Origin of the sequence: Mycolicibacterium aurum, assembly GCF_900637195.1 — a bacterium.
Lineage (GTDB): Bacteria > Actinomycetota > Actinomycetes > Mycobacteriales > Mycobacteriaceae > Mycobacterium > Mycobacterium aurum.
This window is the reverse complement of sequence record NZ_LR134356.1, coordinates 4,955,945-4,973,273: the sequence shown is the minus strand read 5'-3', so window position 1 is coordinate 4,973,273 and position 17,329 is coordinate 4,955,945. Positions and strand designations below refer to the sequence as shown.

The window sequence follows — 17,329 nt, the reverse complement described above, 5'->3', positions numbered from 1 at the left end:
TATGGCCAAGCTGTCCGTCTCCGTCGACGTGCCGCTTTCACCGGAACAGGCGTGGGAGAGCGCGTCGGATCTGGCCCGCTTCAAAGAGTGGCTGTCCATCCACCGGGTGTGGCGTTCCACCCTGCCGGACGTCATCGAGAAGGGCACCCAGCTGGTCTCGATTGTCGAGGTCAAGGGCATGCTGAACCGGATGCACTGGACGGTCGTGCACTACAAGCCGCCGGAGGCGATGACCCTCAACGGGGACGGCAAAGGGGGCGTCAAGGTCAAGCTGATCGGCAAGGTGAAACCGGCGGGTGACGGCTCCACCGTGACGTTCGACGTGCACCTGGGCGGGCCGGCGCTGTTCGGACCGATCGGAATGGTCGTGGCGGGTGCGCTCAAGGGCGACATTCAAGAGTCGCTGCACCGCTTCAAGGCGGTGTTCGCGCCGTCGTCGTGACCCGGTGGATGACTCCGCACAACCGACGCCGTTAGTCCTGAGACAACCCTGCTATCGCGTCCGCGATGGTGTGCTCGCCAGAGATGACGTCGAACGTCGTGCCCGCGGTCTGCGGTGTGTCCAGCACCGCGACCAGCACGGCGGCGACGTCCGCACGCGGGATGCTGCCGCGCCCGGTGTGTTCGGCGATCGTCACCTTGCCGGTCGCCGCATCGTCGGTGAGCTGGCCCGGCCGCACGATGGTCGCGGACAGGCTTGCCCGCGAGCGGATCACATCGTCGGCCGCGCCCTTGGCGCGCAGATACGTGACGAACACCTCGTCGCCGGCGTCGTCTGGCGCGTCGGCATCGGCACCCATCGCCGAGACCATCACGTAGCGGGCCACCCCGGCCGCCTCGGCGGCGTCGGCGAGCAGTATCGCGGCGTCACGGTCGACGGTCTCCTTGCGTGCCGCGCCGCTGCCGGGTCCGGCGCCGGCGGCGAAGATCACGGCGTCGGCACCGCGCAGGTGCGTCGACACCACACCGTTGCTGGTGTTCTCCAGGTCGACGACGATCGGTTCGGCGCCGGCGACGCGTAGTTCGTCGGCGTGGTCGGGATTGCGGATGAAGCCGGCGACCGAGTCGCCGCGGGCGGACAACAGCCGCTCGGTGAGCAGGGCTATCTTGCCGTGCCCACCGGCGATGACGACACGCATGACGGCCTACTTTCTTCGGCGCCGCACCAGCTTCGCGAACTCGACGGTGGAACGGCGCACTGATTCGAACTCGAGTGACACCAGAAGCGTATCCACCATGGCAAAAGGCAGCGTGGTCGCGACCGCTCCGCGGCCGTATTCGAGGTGCCAGGAGCCGGGGTGGATTGTCAGCCCCCGGGCGCGGCCCCGTTGCAGGCAGGTGCGCCCGCCGGGGAGCAGCGTGGGCAACGGCACGGTGTCCTCGGACTCCAGATCGTAGGAGTCGATCTGACCGGCCAGCAGGAACTTGTGGATGTCGACGTGTTTGTACCGCCCCGAAAAGCCCTGGGTGCCAGTGGGGGAGCCGAAGATGACGACGTACTCGCGCGGGCTGAAGTACAGGAATCGGACCTTGCCGAGGACCCCGCCGGCCCTGCTGCCGATCCAGCGTCCCGGGGACGGGTCGATCAGGTCGGGGTACTCGCCGGCGAGCAGCTCGACGGTGCGGGTGATGAGCCGCCCGCCCTCCAGCGGTACGTCGACGGCCTCCCTGGCCACCCCGTGCAGCACGTCCGGGTCGATCTTGTACCTCATGATCGTCGGCCGCTGCGGATCTGCAGCGGCAACTCGGTCAGGGAGCATGTCGCCGACGGCCAGGTGATCTCGGGAACGTAGCCGGGCGCGAGCTCGAAGTCGGGGATGCGGGAAAGCCATTCGGTGACGACGAGTTTGAGCTCCATCCGTGCCAGATGGGCGCCGAGGCAACGGTGCGGTCCACCGCCGAATCCCCAGTGCTTGTGCAACCTGCCGTCCATGACGAGATCGTTCCCGGAGTGCTCGTCACCACCGTCGCGGTTGATCGCCCCCAGGCACAACCGCACTTCGGCGCCGGCAGGCAGCGTGACACCGGCGACAGTGACCGGCCGCGTCGTCACGCGTCCGACCACCGGTGCCGCCGGTTCCAGTCGAATCATCTCTTCGACGAAAGCCCCTACACTGTCCGGGTTCTCGATCAGCGCCACGCGCAGTGCGGGGCGGCGTGCCAGCTCCAGCATGGTCGCGCCGATGGTGGCGGTGACGGTGTCCAGGCCGGCGAGGACGAAGACCAGCGACAGTCCGACCGCTTCGTTGTCGGTGAGTGGATCGTCGCTGTGCAGAAGGTGCGACAAGACTCCGTCACGGGGACGGTTCCGTTGCTCTGCAACGGCTTCGGTGAGGTAGGTGTAGAGCTCCACGGCCGGGGTGAGGTCGACGCTTGTGGGGTCGGTGGTCAGGCTGAACGCGATGATCGCGTCCTTCCACGCGATGAGGCGCTCCTTGTCTTCGAGTGGCAGCCCGAACAGCGTGAGGAAGACCTGGGACGGGTAGGGGGTGGCCAGCTCGGCCATCACCTCGCAGCCGTCCCGGATGGCGATCGCCTCGACGATCTCGACGGCCTGGGCCTGCAGCGACGGCAGCAGCGCGCTGAGGGTCTGCAGGCTGAAGAACGGATGCAGAATCCGTCGGAACCTGGTGTGCTCGGGTGGGTCGAACCCGAGCGGCACCAACGGCACCGGGCTGATCATGTCGTCGTAGGCGATCCGCGACGAGAAGATCTCCGGGCTGCGCAGTGCGGCAAGCACATCCTCGCGGCGGGTGAGGTAGTACCATCCGTCGCCGTGGAGCACGGGACCGAGGGCTCGCAGCGCGGCCCATCCTTCGCCGCGGTCATGCGCCATGGGCAGGTCACTGTAGGGGACGTGCGGGAGTCCCGGCGCGTCGTGCACCTCGGTCATGGGCGGACCAGGCCGCGTGGACGGATCAGGCCGAGGTCGAGGTGGTGCAGCCAGCCTGCCGGCGCGTCGCACACATCGGGGATCGCGTTGATGGCGCCCATGGCTGTCCAGTCGTACCCGGGGTGGGCCATGGTGCCGTCGGGCCGCCTTGCCCCTTTGAGAGTCAGCTCGGTCGGTGGATCGCCCTCGATGACGATCTCGTAGCGCGTCCCGCCCCAGTCCCAGGCCGGCTCGAGCCTGTCCGGTCCTGCAGTCACGTAGATGGCGTGAAAGATGATGAGCGGCTGCCCGCCCACCCACGCGGTCCATTCGTGGCGCTGCGCCGCGACGGTGCCCTTCGGGATCGCGCCTTCGGCGTGCGGGATGTCCTCGACCGCGGTCGCGACCCCGATCTCGGCGGCGGTCACCTCGTCGATGGTCACCCCGAGCCCGTCGGCGATCATGTGCATCGACTGGGCGAAGAACGGCACGCCGAGGCCGAGAATCGTCGGCTCGGTGAGGAAAGTGTCCTTGTCCTTGCCGAATCCCATCCAGTCGATGTGGTCCAACGGCGCGTCCTTGAGGACGTCGACGACCTCGTAGACGTGGATGGTGTCGATCCTGTTGACGATGCGAGCCAGGGTCAGCGGCAGGATGTCGCCCGCGTAGCCCGGGTGGATGCCGCCACCGTGGAACGACGTGCCGCCGTCGGCGCAGGCTTGCCTGATCTGTTCGGCGGGCCCGCGGAAATCCGGTGACGGGTGGAAGAATCCGCTCGTGGTCACGACGTTCTTTCCGGACCGCAGAAGGCGGCACACCGTATCGACGTCCATGATGATCGGCGTGTAGAAGACGCAGTCGGCGTCGAGTGCGACCATCGCATCGATGTCGTCGGTGGCGGCGATGCCGATGGGTGCGATGCCCGCGATCTCGCCGGCGTCCCTGCCGACCTTGTCCTTGTTGTGGACCAGTACACCGACCAGGTCGTACACCGGGTTCTCGGCGAAGTGCCGCACACCGACCTGCCCGACATCACCGGTCATCCACTGAATCACCCGGTAGGTCATGTCGTCGACCGCGCTGCCGGTGTGAAAATAACTGGCACCGAACGGAATCCGCGAGTGATGGAGTTGCCGTGAAACTCGGCATGCTCGCCCGGGGCCAGCGTGACGTCGGGCATCCGGGACAACACCCGCTCCAGACCCACCTGGAATTCCAGCCGCGCCAGGTTGGATCCGAGGCAACGGTGCACACCGGCTCCGAAACCGAGGTGGCGGTTCTCACGTCGGTCGAGGATGCACCGGGCGGCATCGGGGAACACCTGCTCATCCCTGTTGGCGGCGGCATAGTTGATGATCACCGACTCGCCGGGCGAGAAGGTGCAGCCGCTGAGTTCGACCTCTCTGGCCACGGTGCGGGGGACGCCATGGATGGATCCGGCGAACCGGATGAACTCTTCCACGGCGCGCGGGAGGAGCCCGGGATCGTCGATCAGGCGGTCCCGCTCGGTAGCGTTGGTGGCGAGATAGTGGTACGCGAAAGACAGTGCACTGGCGGTGGTCTCGAGGCCGGCCTGGACTAGGAGCATGGCGTTGGCCACGACGTCGCCGAAGGAGAGCTTCTCTCCGTCGATCTCTGCGGACAGCAGCACGTCGATCATGTCGTCGCGCGGCGGCTGGTCCAGCCGAGCGGTCACGGCATCGTGCAGGTGCTGATACAGCGCACCCCAGGCGGCCATCCGGTCCTGCTCCGTGTCGCCGTTGAGCGCTGTGTCGGTCAGCTCGACACACAGCGGTACATCCTCGACGGGCATTCCGAGCAGATATTTGAAGAACACCACGCCCGGCTGGCGCCACGCTATCCGGGCGAGGTCGCCGGATCCGCTCTCGATGAAATCGTCTATGAGAATGTCGGTTTCAGTGCCGATCTCGGGCCGCAGAGCCTTCATTCGGGCCGGCGAGAAATACGGATTGAGGACCCTGCGGAATTTCTGCTGCCGCGGCGGGTCGAGCGTGATCACCAGATCCCCGGCCAACTGCTCGGCTCCCTCCGGAGTCGGATTGCTGGAAAAGTGCTCCCAGTCCTGCGCGATCTTGACGCATTCTGCGTAGCGCACCGCCACCCTCGTGCCCGTCGGTGTTGCGCTGAGAAAGGGTTTGTCAGTGCGGGCGAACGGTGAATTCTGCCGCATCACCGCGTAGACGTCGTAGAGAAAGTCTGGAGCAACGGGGTCGTTGAAGTCCTGGTGGCGCAGATCCCAGTTCTCGGCATGGTGTTCAACAGATTCGGGCACGGCGATCCTCCTACGGGCTCTGCTGTTGTTCGGCTGTTTCAGCGGCTTGGCGAGCCTGGCGTTCCTCGTGAAGGCGAACCAACTCCCGCCATCCGATCCGGTTGTATCCGGGAACGGGCTGGATGCCCCACTGGTCCTGCGCGGTGTCCTTGCCCTGCGCGCCTTCGGGCGGACCGAACGCCGGATACGGCACCTCGCATTCCAGGGTGTCGTCCGAGTAGCGGACCTTGAGAAGCTCACTGCAGATCTCGGTGAGACTCAGTGTCGGGTAGCCGTAGTAGACCGCCATGAACGGCAGCGTGAACGCGCCCTCGATGACCAGCGCCACCAGGCACACCAGGACGGCACGCTTGATCCACCTGTGCATGCGCGCGTAATACGGGGTGGTGCCCGGTGGCAGGTCCGCGGCGGTCTTCTCATCGGTCGTCGTCATCGTCAGCTCCTTGAAGTGCGGTCAGTCGGTGAAGATTTCGCGATTGACCGTGTGCAGGTACGGGATCGCCAGGAAGGGGGTGATGTAGAAGATGTCGTAGAGCCACCAGCCGATGACCGGGAATACGGTGCCGGCGTAGCGGACGTCGGCGTACATCGTCATGTTGAACACGTACAGGCACCAGATGAGGACCCCCATCCAGCAGGTGATGATCATCCACTGGTGGCCCCAGCGCTTCATCTGAAGGAAGCCGATCGCCGCAGCACACCGCATCGCGAAGACCGTGAGGATCATGCCGAACACCATGGACTTCTCGCCCGGTCCGGCGGCGCCGCCGACCCACGCCTCGTTGTAGTGCCAGAAGTAGCCGGCGTCGAACATGGCGCCCCAGCCGACCATCAGTACCCGGTTGATCAGCGTGTGGTTGGCGACGAGGTCCAGTGCCCATCCGAGGCTGTTGAGCATGCCGTCGATCAGGACGAGGTAGCCGATGAGTGTCACGATCATCGGGCGGACGGAGTACCCGGCCCGCAACGCCTGGCGTTGCAGCCACACTCCGCGCATGAAGATCGGTAAGCCGATGAGCCCCGGAGCCCACATCCCCATCAGGCCCGCGCCGACGATCATCCATCTGTCAGCCCGCCGCTGAGCGCGCCGGGATTCGTCGTGGTGCTCCTCGAGGCTGATCGAGCCCTCCAGCGGGACCGACGCCGTGACCGTGGCGCCCTGCTTGGCTTTCGGGAGAGGGAAACTCACAGCTCCCACCAGCCGCGGGCGAACGACATGTAGAGCTGGATCCCGAACATCGTCAGCAGGTATCCGTAGATGACGATCTGCAGGACGATCAGGGCTTTCTTGCGGTTCTTCTCTTTCTGATCCACCATGGTGGCGCTTCCTTCCTAGGTGCCTGTGCTGTGTATGCCGGCGAGGCCGGCCGCGGCCACCTCACGTAGGCCTTCGGTGATGGCGCCGTCGCTCGACAAGGGGGCAAGTACACACGCCTCCGCCGCATCGAGTTCGGTTGCGCCGGCGGCGATCAGATGCGCAGCGGTGACGAGCACACGGGTCGACGGAGGTTCGAAGTGGAATGCCTCGTCCGCGGTGCGGATCGCGGTGGCGCACCGGACCAGCCGCTGTGCGCTCGGTGATGAGACACCCGTCTCGGCGACGATCACCTCCGCCTCGCGCTCCGGGGGCAGGTACCTCATCGGCAGCGTCACGAACCGCTGCCGGAACGACGGCTTGAGCTCCTTGAGGGAGCTGCGGTAGGCCGGGTTGTAGGAGCAGACGAGCATGAACTCCTGTGGCGCGGGCAGAACTTCGCCCGCACGGTCCAGGTACAGGGTCCGCCGGTGGTCTGTCAGCGAGTGCAGGACAGCCAGGGAATCGTGCCGGGCCTCGACGACCTCGTCGAGGTAACAGATCGCGCCCGCCTTGACCGCCCGGGTGAGGGGCCCGTCGGCCCAGGTGACGTCACCCCCGGTGACCATGAATCGGCCCACCAGGTCGGAACTGGTGAGGTCGTCGTGACAGCTGATCGTGACAACGGGCCGGCCCAGGAGTGCGCCCATGTGCTCGACCAGCCGGGTCTTCCCGCACCCGGTGGGGCCGGTCAGCATCACCGGCAGATGCTGCCGGTAGGCCTGCTCGAACAGCTGAACCTCGTTGCCGTTGGCGTAATAGGTGTCACTCATGCGGATACCAGCTCCCGGTGGACGTGGGCGAGGACGCGGGGCAGGTCTTCGACGCGCCGGATTCGTTGAGAACGCCTGGGACCGAACACCTCCGGCAATGGATCTACGCGGGCGGGGCCGATACCGATGTAGTACATCGAGACGCCCGCATCATCGGCCTCCTCGACCGCGTGGGCGGCGTCGGCCCAGGCGTAGCGACCTTCATAGCCCTCGTCGGAGATCAGCCCGTCGCCGATGACGATCAGCTGCCGGCGGGCCGACGGTTGGGCCAGCAGCCGGCTGGTCAGGTGACGCAGCGGCGCGCCGAGACGGGTGTATCCGCCGGTGGCCAGGCCGAGACTCCCGGGCGGGACGAACCGGCGTTGCGGAAAGTCTTTGAGGCAGCTGACTTCCACGCGGTGCCGGGTGTTGCCGGTGAACGTGAAGATGCCGTGCCGTTCGCGGGCCGCGGTCATCGCTCGTGACAGCGCATCGGCGCAGGCGAGTTCCAGTCTGAAGACGGTCCCGCCGTGTACGCCGAGCGAGGAGCTGCCGTCGAGGAGCAGCGCGGTCGTGACGTCACGGCCGGCAGGAAGCAGTTCGCGAAAGATGCGCGGCTCGCCGGCCTCCCCCGTCGTCACGTCGATGAAGTGGTCGACGTACTGGTCGACGTCGATGTCGGAACCGTCCGCCTGCCGGTTCGTCATGGCCCGCTGGGTGTCCTTCTCGAACCACCTGCGGACGTCGACGGCCACGACGCCAGGTTGCCCGGTACGTCCGGTATGGGCCAGCTCGAGGACCGCGACGTGGTCGGGCATGAAGCTTTTCGTCCACGCGTTCCATTCCGGGTACGGGATCCCGGGGCGGTGTTCAGGGGTGACGTCGAGGTCGTTGTCCTGAGGCCGACTCGGCGGCGGCAGGTTCGGATTACGGACACCACCGTCGCCGCCGGCGGGCACCGAATGCGGCTGCGGAGCCCGCCTCTGATCGGTGGTCCAGGGCAGACGCCCGAACGAGCGGCGCAACTTGTCGGACAGACTCTGCGGCGCCGTGTACGACTGGGGGAGTCTGCCCAGCAGCGGGTGGACGACGAGCGACCGTTGGGTGCGGGCCAGCGCGATCGCACGCCCGAGCATCTCCTCGGCGCCCATGTCGGCATCGGCCACGGCGAGATCCGGCAGCAGACGGTGCAACTCGGGCAGTAGACCCGGCCAGTTCGCGGCGACCCATCCGAGGGCGGCGCCGGCCTCGACCAGCGCAAGGGCACTGAGCTCGCGGCCGGAGAGTTCGTTGAGCCGATAGGCGGTGATCCGGTCCTTGGTCGGCGAGCATTGCAGTGCAACACCACATGTCACTGTCCGCCGGGTCCATTCGCGGTGTGTTGCGGGGTAGGGGACGTGGACGACGTCGAGCAGAGAACTCAACCCGAAGGCGCGGTGCTGTCCGCTCACGAGGCGGGCGCCGGTGCGGCGTTGCGCACTCAGCGCGACCGCTGTCAGCGCGCAACTTCGTTCCATCGCCATGGCGTGGGTATCGGAGAGTTCGGACATCGTCTCCTCAGAAGGTGCCGATGTTGGAGAACATCCAGTACCAGAACCAGATGATCAGGCCGGTGCCGCCCCACGCTGCCACGTAGCGCAATATCTCCCAGATCCAGCCGCCCACGTCAGTTCTCCTCGTAGAAGCAATGGTTCATCGGATCTCCAATCCCCGTCGTGTGGTGATGACCAGATTGGCCAGCATCGCGGCGCGGGTCTCGCTGTTGACGGTGGTGGTCAGTACGCCGTAGATGCCCAGCAGGAAGAACGCCGCGCTGTAGAACGCGTCGACCTCCGGGTGCACTTCGCCGTCGCCGCGAGCGCGCTCTATCTCGCGGACCAGCAGCACGATCACCGGGTGGTCGGTCCATTCGTCCTTGGCGGGCCGTGACGGTGAGAAGTGCAGCGCAAGAAGGTCCTTGAACAGCAGGGATCCCAGGCGCTGCTCCAACCGGCCCACCAGGTGAACGAGTTCGGTCAGCGCGGCCGCCAGATCGTGGTGGTGTCGGAGAAAGCGGCTGAACTCGGCCGCCATGCGGGCCTCCTCGCGCCCTTCCAGTTCCAGGAGAACGTGCTCCTTGCTGGGAAAGTGGAAGAAGAACGTGCCATGGGCGACACCGGCGGCGCTGACGATCGCGCCGATGTCTGCGCCGGCCATGCCTGCCGCAGTGAACTCGGCGACGGCAGCGCCGAGTAGCCGTTCCCGCGTCTGCAGGCGGCGCACCTCGCGGGCCGACTGCTTCACCGGTGGCGTCATGGTTACTCGCTCCAGCCCTGTGCTGAGTAAAGTCACTGAGTAGTGTCATCGAATCAATCGGAAAAGATCTCGCGATTGACCGAATGCAGGTACGGGATAGCCAGGAACGGGGTGATGTAGAAGATGTCGTAGAGCCACCAGCCGACGACCGGCAGCACCACGCCCGCGAACCGGACGTCGGCGTACATCGTCATGTTGAACACGTACAGACACCAGATGAGCACCCCCATCCAGCAGGTGATGATCATCCACTGGTGGCCCCAGCGCTTCATCTGCAGAAAACCGATCGCCGCGGCGATCCGCATCGTGAAGACGGTGAGGATCATGCCGACTTCCATGGCCTTCTCACCGGGGCCGGCGGCCCCGCCGAGCCAGAGCTCGTTGTAGTGCCAGAAGTATCCGGCATCGAACATTGCGCCCCAGCCGTTCAATAGGATTCGGGCGAGGATTGTGTGGTTCGCGACGAGGTCCAATGCCCAGCCGACAGTGTTGATGGCGGCATCGATGATGACCAGATAGCCGATGAGCGTCACGAGCATCGGGCGGACGGACAGGCCGTCCCGCTGAGCCTTGCGCAGCAACCAGACGCCTCGCAGGAAGAGGGGGAGGCCGAAGATGCCGAGCGCCGCGGTGCCGATGAGCAGGCTGCCGCAGATGAGCCACGTGTCGGCGTGGCGCTGCGCGCGCCGCGACGCTTCCATGTGTTCGTCGAGCCCGGCAGGCGAGGGAGATTGCGTGGTCTCGTCCCTGCGCCCGCCGCGACGTGCACTGAACGTCGGCAAGTTCACGAATGCTGACTATAGTCAACCAAGACCATAAGTCAATCAGCTTCTCCGGCGCCGAGCCGCGATGCCGATGCTTTACAAAGAGGGCTTGACTTGTCACCCGGCTCGAGGGGGAAGATGACGGGGGCGACGCCGTTGTATCGACGCGGACAACTCGTCGCTGCCGATCCCCGACCACCGAGCGAGGAACAGGTTCGACAATGCGCAGAGTGGTGCAGTTCTCCACGGGCAATGTGGGCCGGCATGCCCTGCGGACGATCATCGGCCGTCCGGACCTGGAGCTGGTAGGTGTTCATGCGGCGAACTCCGACAAGGTCGGACGCGACGCGGCGGCGCTGTGCGGCCTGACAGAGCCGACCGGCATCGTCGCCACTGACGACCTCGACGCCCTGATCGCGCTGAAGCCGGACTGCGTGGTCTACACCGCGCTCGGAGAGACCCGGCCGATGGAGGCGATCGAGCAGATGTCGAAGCTCCTCGCCGCGGGTATCGACGTCGTCGGAACGTCGATGGTGTGGCTGGTGACTCCGCGACAGGCGGACGACTGGCTGCGTGGTCCGCTGGAACAGGCCTGTGCAGCAGGGGATTCCACGCTGTATGTGAACGGTATCGACCCGGGCTATTCCGGAGACACGGCGGTTCACTCCGCGCTCAGCCTGGTCACCCGCGCCGAGTCGGTGACCGTCAAGGAGATCTTCGACTACGGCAACTACGACGACTACGAGTACACCGGCACGGCAATGGGTTTCGGCACCACGCCTGACGACGACCTACCCATCGCCTTCCAGCCGGGAGTCATCACGTCGATGTTCGGCGGCCTCGTCCACAATCTCGCCCACCACCTCGACGTGGAGCTCGACGAGGTTCGGCAGCGATACGAGCCCTGGTACACAGACACGCGCATCGACTGCACGATGATGACCGTCGAGCCAGGACGCCTGGCCGGCGTGCGGTTCGCGGTGGAGGGTGTGCGCGACGGCGCACCGGTCATCACGGTGGAGCACACCACCCGGTTGACTCCGGCGGCAGCGCCACAGTGGGACTATCCGCCCCACGGGCACTCCGGTGTGCACACGGTGATCGTCGAGGGCGAGCCGCGCATCGAGGTGAGCACGCTGTTGTCGCATCCACTGCTGGATGTGACCGACGCCGGGTGCGTGTCGACCGCAGCCAGGGCGGTCAACGCGATCGACTGGGTCTGCCGCGCGCCTGCGGGATTGGCGGCCATCGAGGACATTCCACCGACCGCGATGATCCGCGGCCTGATGTGGTGAGCGGTGCCGCTAGATCGTTTCAGGTCGCCGGCGCCGGGTAATCCGCCGGGACCGACGACGATGGAGGCCACAATGGCGGGACGCGACCAGGACGAGAGCGCCACGGAGAAGCTGCGCGATGCGGCCGTCGAGGCCGGTGCCGAGCCGGACGTCGACGATCCGACGGTACCGCCGGACAGTGCCGGATACTCCGCGCCACCGCTGGACGCCTCCGACACACCATGACGCGAGACCAGGTTTTCCAGGGGCCTTCGGCCGAACTCACGGTGTGACCGCCGGAGTGCTGTGCCACTCTTGACCCGTGCAGGATTACGCCGGCGTGCGGGCGATCGTCGTCGGCGGGTCGATCGGTGGGCTCACGGCCGCGCTTCTGCTGCGCAACCTGGGTTTCCAGGTCGACGTGTTCGAGCGGACGCCCGCCCCGCTGGACAATCGTGGTGGCGGCATCGTCCTGCAGCCGATGACGATGAAGTGGTTCGACCGCCACAGCTCACGACGCATCGAGGAGCTCAGTGTCGCGAGCAACTGGTTGCGCTACCTCGGACCGTCTGACGACGTGCTGTACGAGGGAGCCTTTCAGTGGCGCAGCACCTCGTGGGGCACCGTCTACCGGGCCCTGCTGGGCGACTTCGGAGGTGAGCACTACCACCTCGCAGAGATGTGCGTCGGCGTCAGCCAGGACCATGACTCCGTCGAACTGCGCTTCGTCACCGGGCGGGTCGAAAAAGCCGATCTCGTCGTCTTCGCTGACGGAATCACCTCCACAGGACGCCGGCGACTCTATCCCCATGTGCAAGCGCGGTATTCAGGCTATGTCGGCTGGCGAGGCACCGTGCGCGAGGATCAGGTGAGCGCCACGACGCGGGCCGTGCTCGCGGACGCGGTCAGCTACAGCCTCGCACCGCACACCCAGGCCGTGATGTACACCATTCCCGGAATGGACGGGGAACTCGATCGCGGAGAGCGGCTGCTGAACTACGTCTGGTACCGCAATGTCGCCGACGGTCCCGAACTCCACGAGTTGGTCACCGACGTAAGGGGTTTCGAAAACCCGGTATCCCTTCATCCGGGTTCGGTGCAGCAGCGCTTCATCGACGAGATGCGCGCCGCTGCGGCCGAGCAGCTGGCCCCGGCCTTCGCCGAAGTCATCGTGCGCACCGAACAGCCCTTCCTGCAGGTTGTTTCCGACGTCCGGATTCCCGGGATGGTCGACCGGCGGGTCGCGCTCATCGGGGACGCTGCATTTTCGGTGCGGCCGCATCCGGCCGCCGGATCGGCGAAGGCGGCCGCCGATGCGTGGACGCTCTACGAACACCTCGGTACGCATCCCGGAGGCATAGTCGCGGCCCTCAGAGCCTGGGAACCCGGCCAACTCGAGCTGGGCACCCGCCTCCTCGACCGGGCCGCCGCCATGGGAGAAAGGTCGCAGGTCACCAGTACCTGGGTGCCCGGTGATCCCGACCTCCTGCCCGGGCTCTACGGCCCGGGGAGGTAGCGCGGTTCAGTACGCCGGATCGGGGTAACGCTGGTAGATGCGCCCATCCGACGGCAATGACGGTTCGTTTGACGTGGTGATCGTCGGTGGTGGGAATGCCGGCATCAGCGCGGCTGCTCGCCTCCTTCGGAAGGGGATACGGAGCGTCGGCGTCATCGAGCCGCAGAGCGTGCACACCTACCGGCCACTGCTGTCCTATGTCGGCAGCGGGCAGGCTCCACTGCACACCGCGGAGCGCACCCAGCGGTCGGTGACCCCGCGCGGCTGCACGTGGATCCGCGACTCGGCGGTCGCGGTGGACACCGAACACAAGACGGTGCGATGTGTCGGCGGGACGTCGTATCGCTACCGCGACCTCGTTCTCGGTGCCGGCCTGGTTCCCGACCACGATGCGCTGCAGGGTATCGGCGAGGCACTGGCCACCCCGGCGGTCGCCAGCAACTACCTCCATCACGCCGAGAAGACCTGGGCGCTGGTGCAGGGGCTGCCGCAGGGCGGGCGGGCCGTCTTCACCGTGCCGAGACCGCCTGTCAGCTGTACCGGCACCACGATCAAGCCGTTGTTCCTGGCCGCCGCGCACTGGAAGCGATCCGGTCGCCTGCCCGGTGCAGAGATCACGCTCGTCGTCGACCGCCCGCATCTGCTGGGAGTTCCGGCCCTCGACGCCCGCCTGCACCGGCATCTCGCCGACCTCGACGTGCGCGTGCACCTCGACACCGCCGTGACCGCGCTAGATCCGCAGCAGCGCCACTGCTCGGTGACCCACGCCGACGGGACGACGCAGCGCCTGGACTACGACATGCTGCACCTCGTCCCCCCGTTCCGCGGCCCGGGGTGGATCACCGAATCGGGACTTGCGGCAGACGGAAGCCACGGCCTGGTGGACAGTGATCCGCGCACCTTTCGTCACCGGCGACACTCCGATGTGTGGGCGCTCGGTGACGGCGCCACCGTCGACACCGACCCGTCGGGGGGAGCCCTGCGGCGGCAGGTGGCGATCCTGGTGGACAATCTGCTGGCCGCACAGCGCGGGGGTGAGCCCGCGGAATACGACGGCTACACCGTCGCGCCGGTCGCCACGGACAGATCCCACCTGATCGCAGGCGAATTCGATCGTTCCGGCGCGGTCACCTCGTCGCTGCCCTCCTTCGTCGATCCGCTGAAGCCACGACGCACGGCGTGGGCGTTCGACCGCTATGTTCTTCCGCAGACCTACTGGAGGCTGATCCTCAACGGCCGGGTCTAGCCGTCGTCGCCATCACGGCGTAAACCCGCTGCGTGCCGGGTAAGCCCTTGAGCTCCACGTCATCTGGGGTGTCGAAGGTGATGTCGTCGAGTTCGCCCACCGATTCCCGTACTGCCTGGCTGACCAGGATCTGCCCACCGTCGGCCAGGTCGGCGACCCTCGACGCCGTGACGACGTCGAGACCGAACAGGTCATCGCCGCGCCGCACCGATGTGCCGACGTGCGCACCCATCCGGACCCGGATCCCGCCCCAGCGGTTGCTGTCGCCGTGCAGCGCCCGCTGCACGGCGACGCAGCAGCGGACCGCGTCGACCGGCTCGGCGAACGCGATCATGAAGCCGTCACCCTGGTTCTTGACGACATGACCGTGCCGATCTGCCACGCACCGCGCGATCAGCGTGTTGTGGCGGTCAAGGATCTTGACCCACTCACGGTCGCCCAGCGACGCATCGCGCTCGGTGGAGCGCTCGATGTCGGAGAACACCAGAACGACGCGCCCCTCAGCGGACACGACCCGGGCGAGATCGGGCCGCTCGATCCGCGCCCAGCCCGCCAGATCCTCGATCGAGCTGCGCACCGACCCGCCCAGACCTTTGCGGACGATCGCGTCGGCCGTCTGCACGGTGTTCATCACCGTCTTGACCGCGAACGGCGCCACCCCCATCGGCGTGCGGGTGCGGCGGGACTTACGGCTGTCCTCACGACGGCGCTCCCGTTCCAGCGCCCGGCGGGTCACAGACAGGGACCGCCGCGACACGATCAGCACCACACCGAGCGCGATCAGGCCGGCCGCCTGGAGCAGGATCACGATCCACAACGCGGCGGTCATTCCCCGATTGTGGCCGATCGCCGAGGACCGGCCTCGCAGGGCGTCACTGGTATCTGCGGGGGACGGTCCACCGCCGCCCGAATTCCCCGTCGAAGGACTCCGGATCGAACGGACTGTCGCCGCCGGCCGGGAAGCTGGTGAGCTCGCCGAACACGATGCGCCCGTCGACGTCGTACAGATCGACACGGACGAAGTCCGTGTCGGCGCCGAGCTGTTCGGCAAGGCCGATCATCTCGTCCAGGCGCGCAGGCTTGAGGCGGCGAGGCTGCGCCCATGGCGGGCCTCCGCAGAGCGGAAGATGCTCCCAGTCGGGTCGGAAGAAATCCTGGGTCCGCCGGCCGAACCGTCCGGAGTCGACCTGGACGAACCCGCACTCGCCGTGGAAGACGAAGAACTTGTAGTCGTCGGGGATGGCGCCGTCGGCACCGGCGAGCATTTCTTCGACGATGATCCGTCGTGGCACCCGCCCGTATACCCATTCCCGGTTGGGCCCGTCGCCGTACAGCTTTTCCACCCAGCCCTGCGCGATGGAGATGACGTCCTCGCGAGGTGCGTACCGGGGCAGGACGTGCCGGTACGCCCAGCTCGCGTGCTCGGTGGTCAGGCGTGCATCATCTGGCGCGTGGGCGGAGACGATGATGGCGGCTCCACTGCCGTGGGTGGGCTTGAGCACGTAGGACTCGGGCAACCGGAGTTCGCGCAGTGCGGCGGGATCATCGAGGATCGCGTAGGCGCGCGGAAGGTATTGCGTCCCAATCATTGTGGCGACATAGTCGCGCACCGCCGCCTTGTCGGCGAACGTCACCACCAGCGCGCGGTGGTCACGCAGCATCTTGTAGCGCACCTTCTCCCGGAACGTCCGCGGGTTGCGGGTGCGCCACAGGCGCGCGGCCCGCACGAGGAGGCTCCGCTCGCGCCAGCTGACGCCATCGTGAGACGGGGCTGCGATCACGGGCTCAGGCTACGCGGCACCCGCGTGACCCTCCGGCCCGCTGCCCTGGTTGGCGGCAGGGGCCGTCGCGGGCCGCACGGCCACCGCGGTGACGCCCAGGACCGCGAAAGCCACGAACGTGGTTGTGGCTCCCAGCAATTCGATCAGGACCCCGGCAACGGGCGCGCCGAGGGCCTGGCCGACGGCGACCGTGAAGAACGACAGGCCGACTCCGAGGGACGGCGAGTCGGGGTAGACGCGGGTGCTCCACACCAGGAGCAGTCCGGTGAGACCGATGTAGGTGGCGCCGAAGATGGCGACGGACAGCATGATCGCGACGACGCTCGACGTCGCGAGCGCCAACAGCACCGTCGCGAAGGCCATCGCGACGGTGGTGCCGATCCAGGCACGCCGGAACCCGAGGCGCTGCATGACGTCGCCGCCGAGCCCGCCGGCGATGCCGGCGGCGCCCAGCACCGTCCACGCGACCGATGCGACAGCCACGCTGGCCGACCCCTGTGAACTGATCAGGTCCCGGCCGAAACTCCACACGGCGATGCTGCCGATGCCGGTCATCGACGACGCCACCACCAGACCTGCACTCCCGTCGCGCCAGCGCCGCGTAGGCAGGGTCCTGGCGGACGAGTCGGGCCCGCCGGTGACGGCGAACGCCACCCAGGCCGTCACCGCGGCCGCAATGGCGGCGTACACGCCCCACGCCCACCGCCAGTTGTCGAACAGCGCGAAGGCGATCGGGCCGGAGACGAGTACGCCGACACCGGTTCCCGCATTGACGATGGTTTGCGCGCGGTCACCGGCGGCGCCGCCCATCCGCTGGGAGATGGCCGCGGCCAGCGGCGGCGACGCGACCCCGGTGCTGGCTCCGGCTACCAGGATCCCCGCCGCCAGCACCCATGCCGACGGTGCGAGGGCCACCACCGTCATGCCGACGGTGGCGACCACTCCCGCCCCGACAGCCACGGTACGCGGCCCCGCCCGTCGAGTCAGGCCGGCGCTGACGGTGATCGCGGCGCAGTAGCCCACGTAGCTGGTGGCTGCGATGGCGCCGACAGCGGTGGAGCTGAGGCCGAATTCGTCGGTGAGGACCGGCGTGAACAATCCGTAACCGAAGCGGGCGAGCCCGTAACAGCAGGCGATCAGCGCCGCCCCGGACGCCACGAGTGAGTAGAACGATCGTTGCAC

At 67.1% G+C, this 17,329-nt stretch carries 20 protein-coding genes; 5 read left to right on the top strand and 15 right to left on the bottom strand.

Annotated elements, in window-relative coordinates:
• Nucleotide 1 precedes the first annotated feature (1 nt).
• On the top strand, nt 2–442 hold the full coding sequence (locus EL337_RS23430) for a type II toxin-antitoxin system Rv0910 family toxin (protein ID WP_048632703.1): 441 nt from the start codon (nt 2–4) through the stop codon (nt 440–442).
• Between the two features lie 31 nt (nt 443–473).
• Here the strand turns inward: EL337_RS23430 and EL337_RS23425 are convergent, their stop codons facing one another.
• The 12 genes from EL337_RS23425 to EL337_RS23375 form a co-directional block, all read right to left on the bottom strand.
• Nucleotides 474–1,139 (bottom strand): NAD(P)H-binding protein, encoded by a 666-nt coding sequence (locus EL337_RS23425; protein WP_048632704.1) that lies wholly within the window; start codon nt 1,137–1,139, stop codon nt 474–476.
• 6 nt (nt 1,140–1,145) lie between these two features.
• Nucleotides 1,146–1,712, bottom strand: a complete 567-nt coding sequence (locus EL337_RS23420) for an isomerase (RefSeq protein ID WP_048632705.1) — start codon at nt 1,710–1,712, stop codon at nt 1,146–1,148.
• Nucleotides 1,709–2,893 (bottom strand): cytochrome P450, encoded by a 1,185-nt coding sequence (locus EL337_RS23415; RefSeq protein ID WP_048632706.1) that lies wholly within the window; start codon nt 2,891–2,893, stop codon nt 1,709–1,711. Before EL337_RS23415 ends, EL337_RS23420 begins: the two co-directional genes overlap by 4 nt.
• On the bottom strand, nt 2,890–3,939 hold the full coding sequence (locus tag EL337_RS23410) for an NAD(P)H-dependent amine dehydrogenase family protein (RefSeq protein WP_048632707.1): 1,050 nt from the start codon (nt 3,937–3,939) through the stop codon (nt 2,890–2,892). Before EL337_RS23410 ends, EL337_RS23415 begins: the two co-directional genes overlap by 4 nt.
• Entirely contained in the window at nt 3,936–5,165 is a 1,230-nt protein-coding gene (locus EL337_RS23405) for a cytochrome P450 (protein ID WP_048632708.1), read from the bottom strand. Before EL337_RS23405 ends, EL337_RS23410 begins: the two co-directional genes overlap by 4 nt.
• Before the next feature lie 10 nt (nt 5,166–5,175).
• Nucleotides 5,176–5,598 carry a hypothetical protein gene (locus EL337_RS23400; protein WP_048632709.1) on the bottom strand — a complete coding sequence of 141 codons (423 nt, stop codon included), beginning with the start codon at nt 5,596–5,598 and terminating at the stop codon, nt 5,176–5,178.
• A 21-nt stretch (nt 5,599–5,619) separates the two neighbouring features.
• A complete protein-coding gene (locus EL337_RS23395) occupies nt 5,620–6,354 on the bottom strand; it encodes a hypothetical protein (protein ID WP_048632710.1) in 735 nt (244 codons plus the stop codon).
• Nucleotides 6,351–6,482, bottom strand: a complete 132-nt coding sequence (locus tag EL337_RS29205) for a hypothetical protein (RefSeq protein ID WP_048632711.1) — start codon at nt 6,480–6,482, stop codon at nt 6,351–6,353. Before EL337_RS29205 ends, EL337_RS23395 begins: the two co-directional genes overlap by 4 nt.
• Before the next feature lie 15 nt (nt 6,483–6,497).
• On the bottom strand, nt 6,498–7,292 hold the full coding sequence (locus EL337_RS23390; RefSeq protein WP_048632712.1) for a CbbQ/NirQ/NorQ/GpvN family protein: 795 nt from the start codon (nt 7,290–7,292) through the stop codon (nt 6,498–6,500).
• Nucleotides 7,289–8,821, bottom strand: a complete 1,533-nt coding sequence (locus EL337_RS23385; RefSeq protein WP_048632713.1) for a nitric oxide reductase activation protein NorD — start codon at nt 8,819–8,821, stop codon at nt 7,289–7,291. The genes EL337_RS23390 and EL337_RS23385 overlap by 4 nt, the downstream gene beginning before the upstream one ends.
• A gap of 142 nt (nt 8,822–8,963) precedes the next feature.
• Nucleotides 8,964–9,566, bottom strand: coding sequence for a TetR family transcriptional regulator (locus EL337_RS23380; protein ID WP_048632714.1), 603 nt, complete (start codon nt 9,564–9,566; stop codon nt 8,964–8,966).
• Nucleotides 9,567–9,619: 53 nt separating this feature from the next.
• A complete protein-coding gene (locus EL337_RS23375) occupies nt 9,620–10,267 on the bottom strand; it encodes a hypothetical protein (RefSeq protein ID WP_232786817.1) in 648 nt (215 codons plus the stop codon).
• Nucleotides 10,268–10,551: 284 nt separating this feature from the next.
• Here EL337_RS23375 and EL337_RS23370 point away from each other — a divergent pair, with 284 nt between their 5' ends.
• The 4 genes from EL337_RS23370 (at nt 10,552) to EL337_RS23360 (ending at nt 14,366) form a co-directional block, all read left to right on the top strand.
• Nucleotides 10,552–11,625 carry an NAD(P)H-dependent amine dehydrogenase family protein gene (locus EL337_RS23370; RefSeq protein ID WP_048632716.1) on the top strand — a complete coding sequence of 358 codons (1,074 nt, stop codon included), beginning with the start codon at nt 10,552–10,554 and terminating at the stop codon, nt 11,623–11,625.
• Between the two features lie 72 nt (nt 11,626–11,697).
• Nucleotides 11,698–11,850, top strand: coding sequence for a hypothetical protein (locus tag EL337_RS28800; RefSeq protein ID WP_157866320.1), 153 nt, complete (start codon nt 11,698–11,700; stop codon nt 11,848–11,850).
• Between the two features lie 76 nt (nt 11,851–11,926).
• Entirely contained in the window at nt 11,927–13,120 is a 1,194-nt protein-coding gene (locus tag EL337_RS23365) for an FAD binding domain-containing protein (RefSeq protein WP_048632717.1), read from the top strand.
• A 37-nt stretch (nt 13,121–13,157) separates the two neighbouring features.
• Entirely contained in the window at nt 13,158–14,366 is a 1,209-nt protein-coding gene (locus EL337_RS23360) for an NAD(P)/FAD-dependent oxidoreductase (RefSeq protein WP_048632718.1), read from the top strand.
• Here EL337_RS23360 and EL337_RS23355 read toward each other — a convergent pair.
• From EL337_RS23355 to EL337_RS23345, 3 genes are read right to left on the bottom strand one after another with little or no spacing between them, the layout of a single operon-like run.
• Nucleotides 14,350–15,195 carry an adenylate/guanylate cyclase domain-containing protein gene (locus EL337_RS23355; protein ID WP_048632719.1) on the bottom strand — a complete coding sequence of 282 codons (846 nt, stop codon included), beginning with the start codon at nt 15,193–15,195 and terminating at the stop codon, nt 14,350–14,352. The genes EL337_RS23360 and EL337_RS23355 overlap by 17 nt on opposite strands.
• Nucleotides 15,196–15,238: 43 nt before the next feature.
• The gene (locus tag EL337_RS23350; protein WP_232786807.1) at nt 15,239–16,147 is read right to left on the bottom strand and encodes an ATP-grasp fold amidoligase family protein; all 909 of its coding nucleotides are present in this window, start codon (nt 16,145–16,147) and stop codon (nt 15,239–15,241) included.
• 9 nt (nt 16,148–16,156) lie between these two features.
• Nucleotides 16,157–17,329 (bottom strand): MFS transporter, encoded by a 1,173-nt coding sequence (locus EL337_RS23345; protein WP_048632720.1) that lies wholly within the window; start codon nt 17,327–17,329, stop codon nt 16,157–16,159.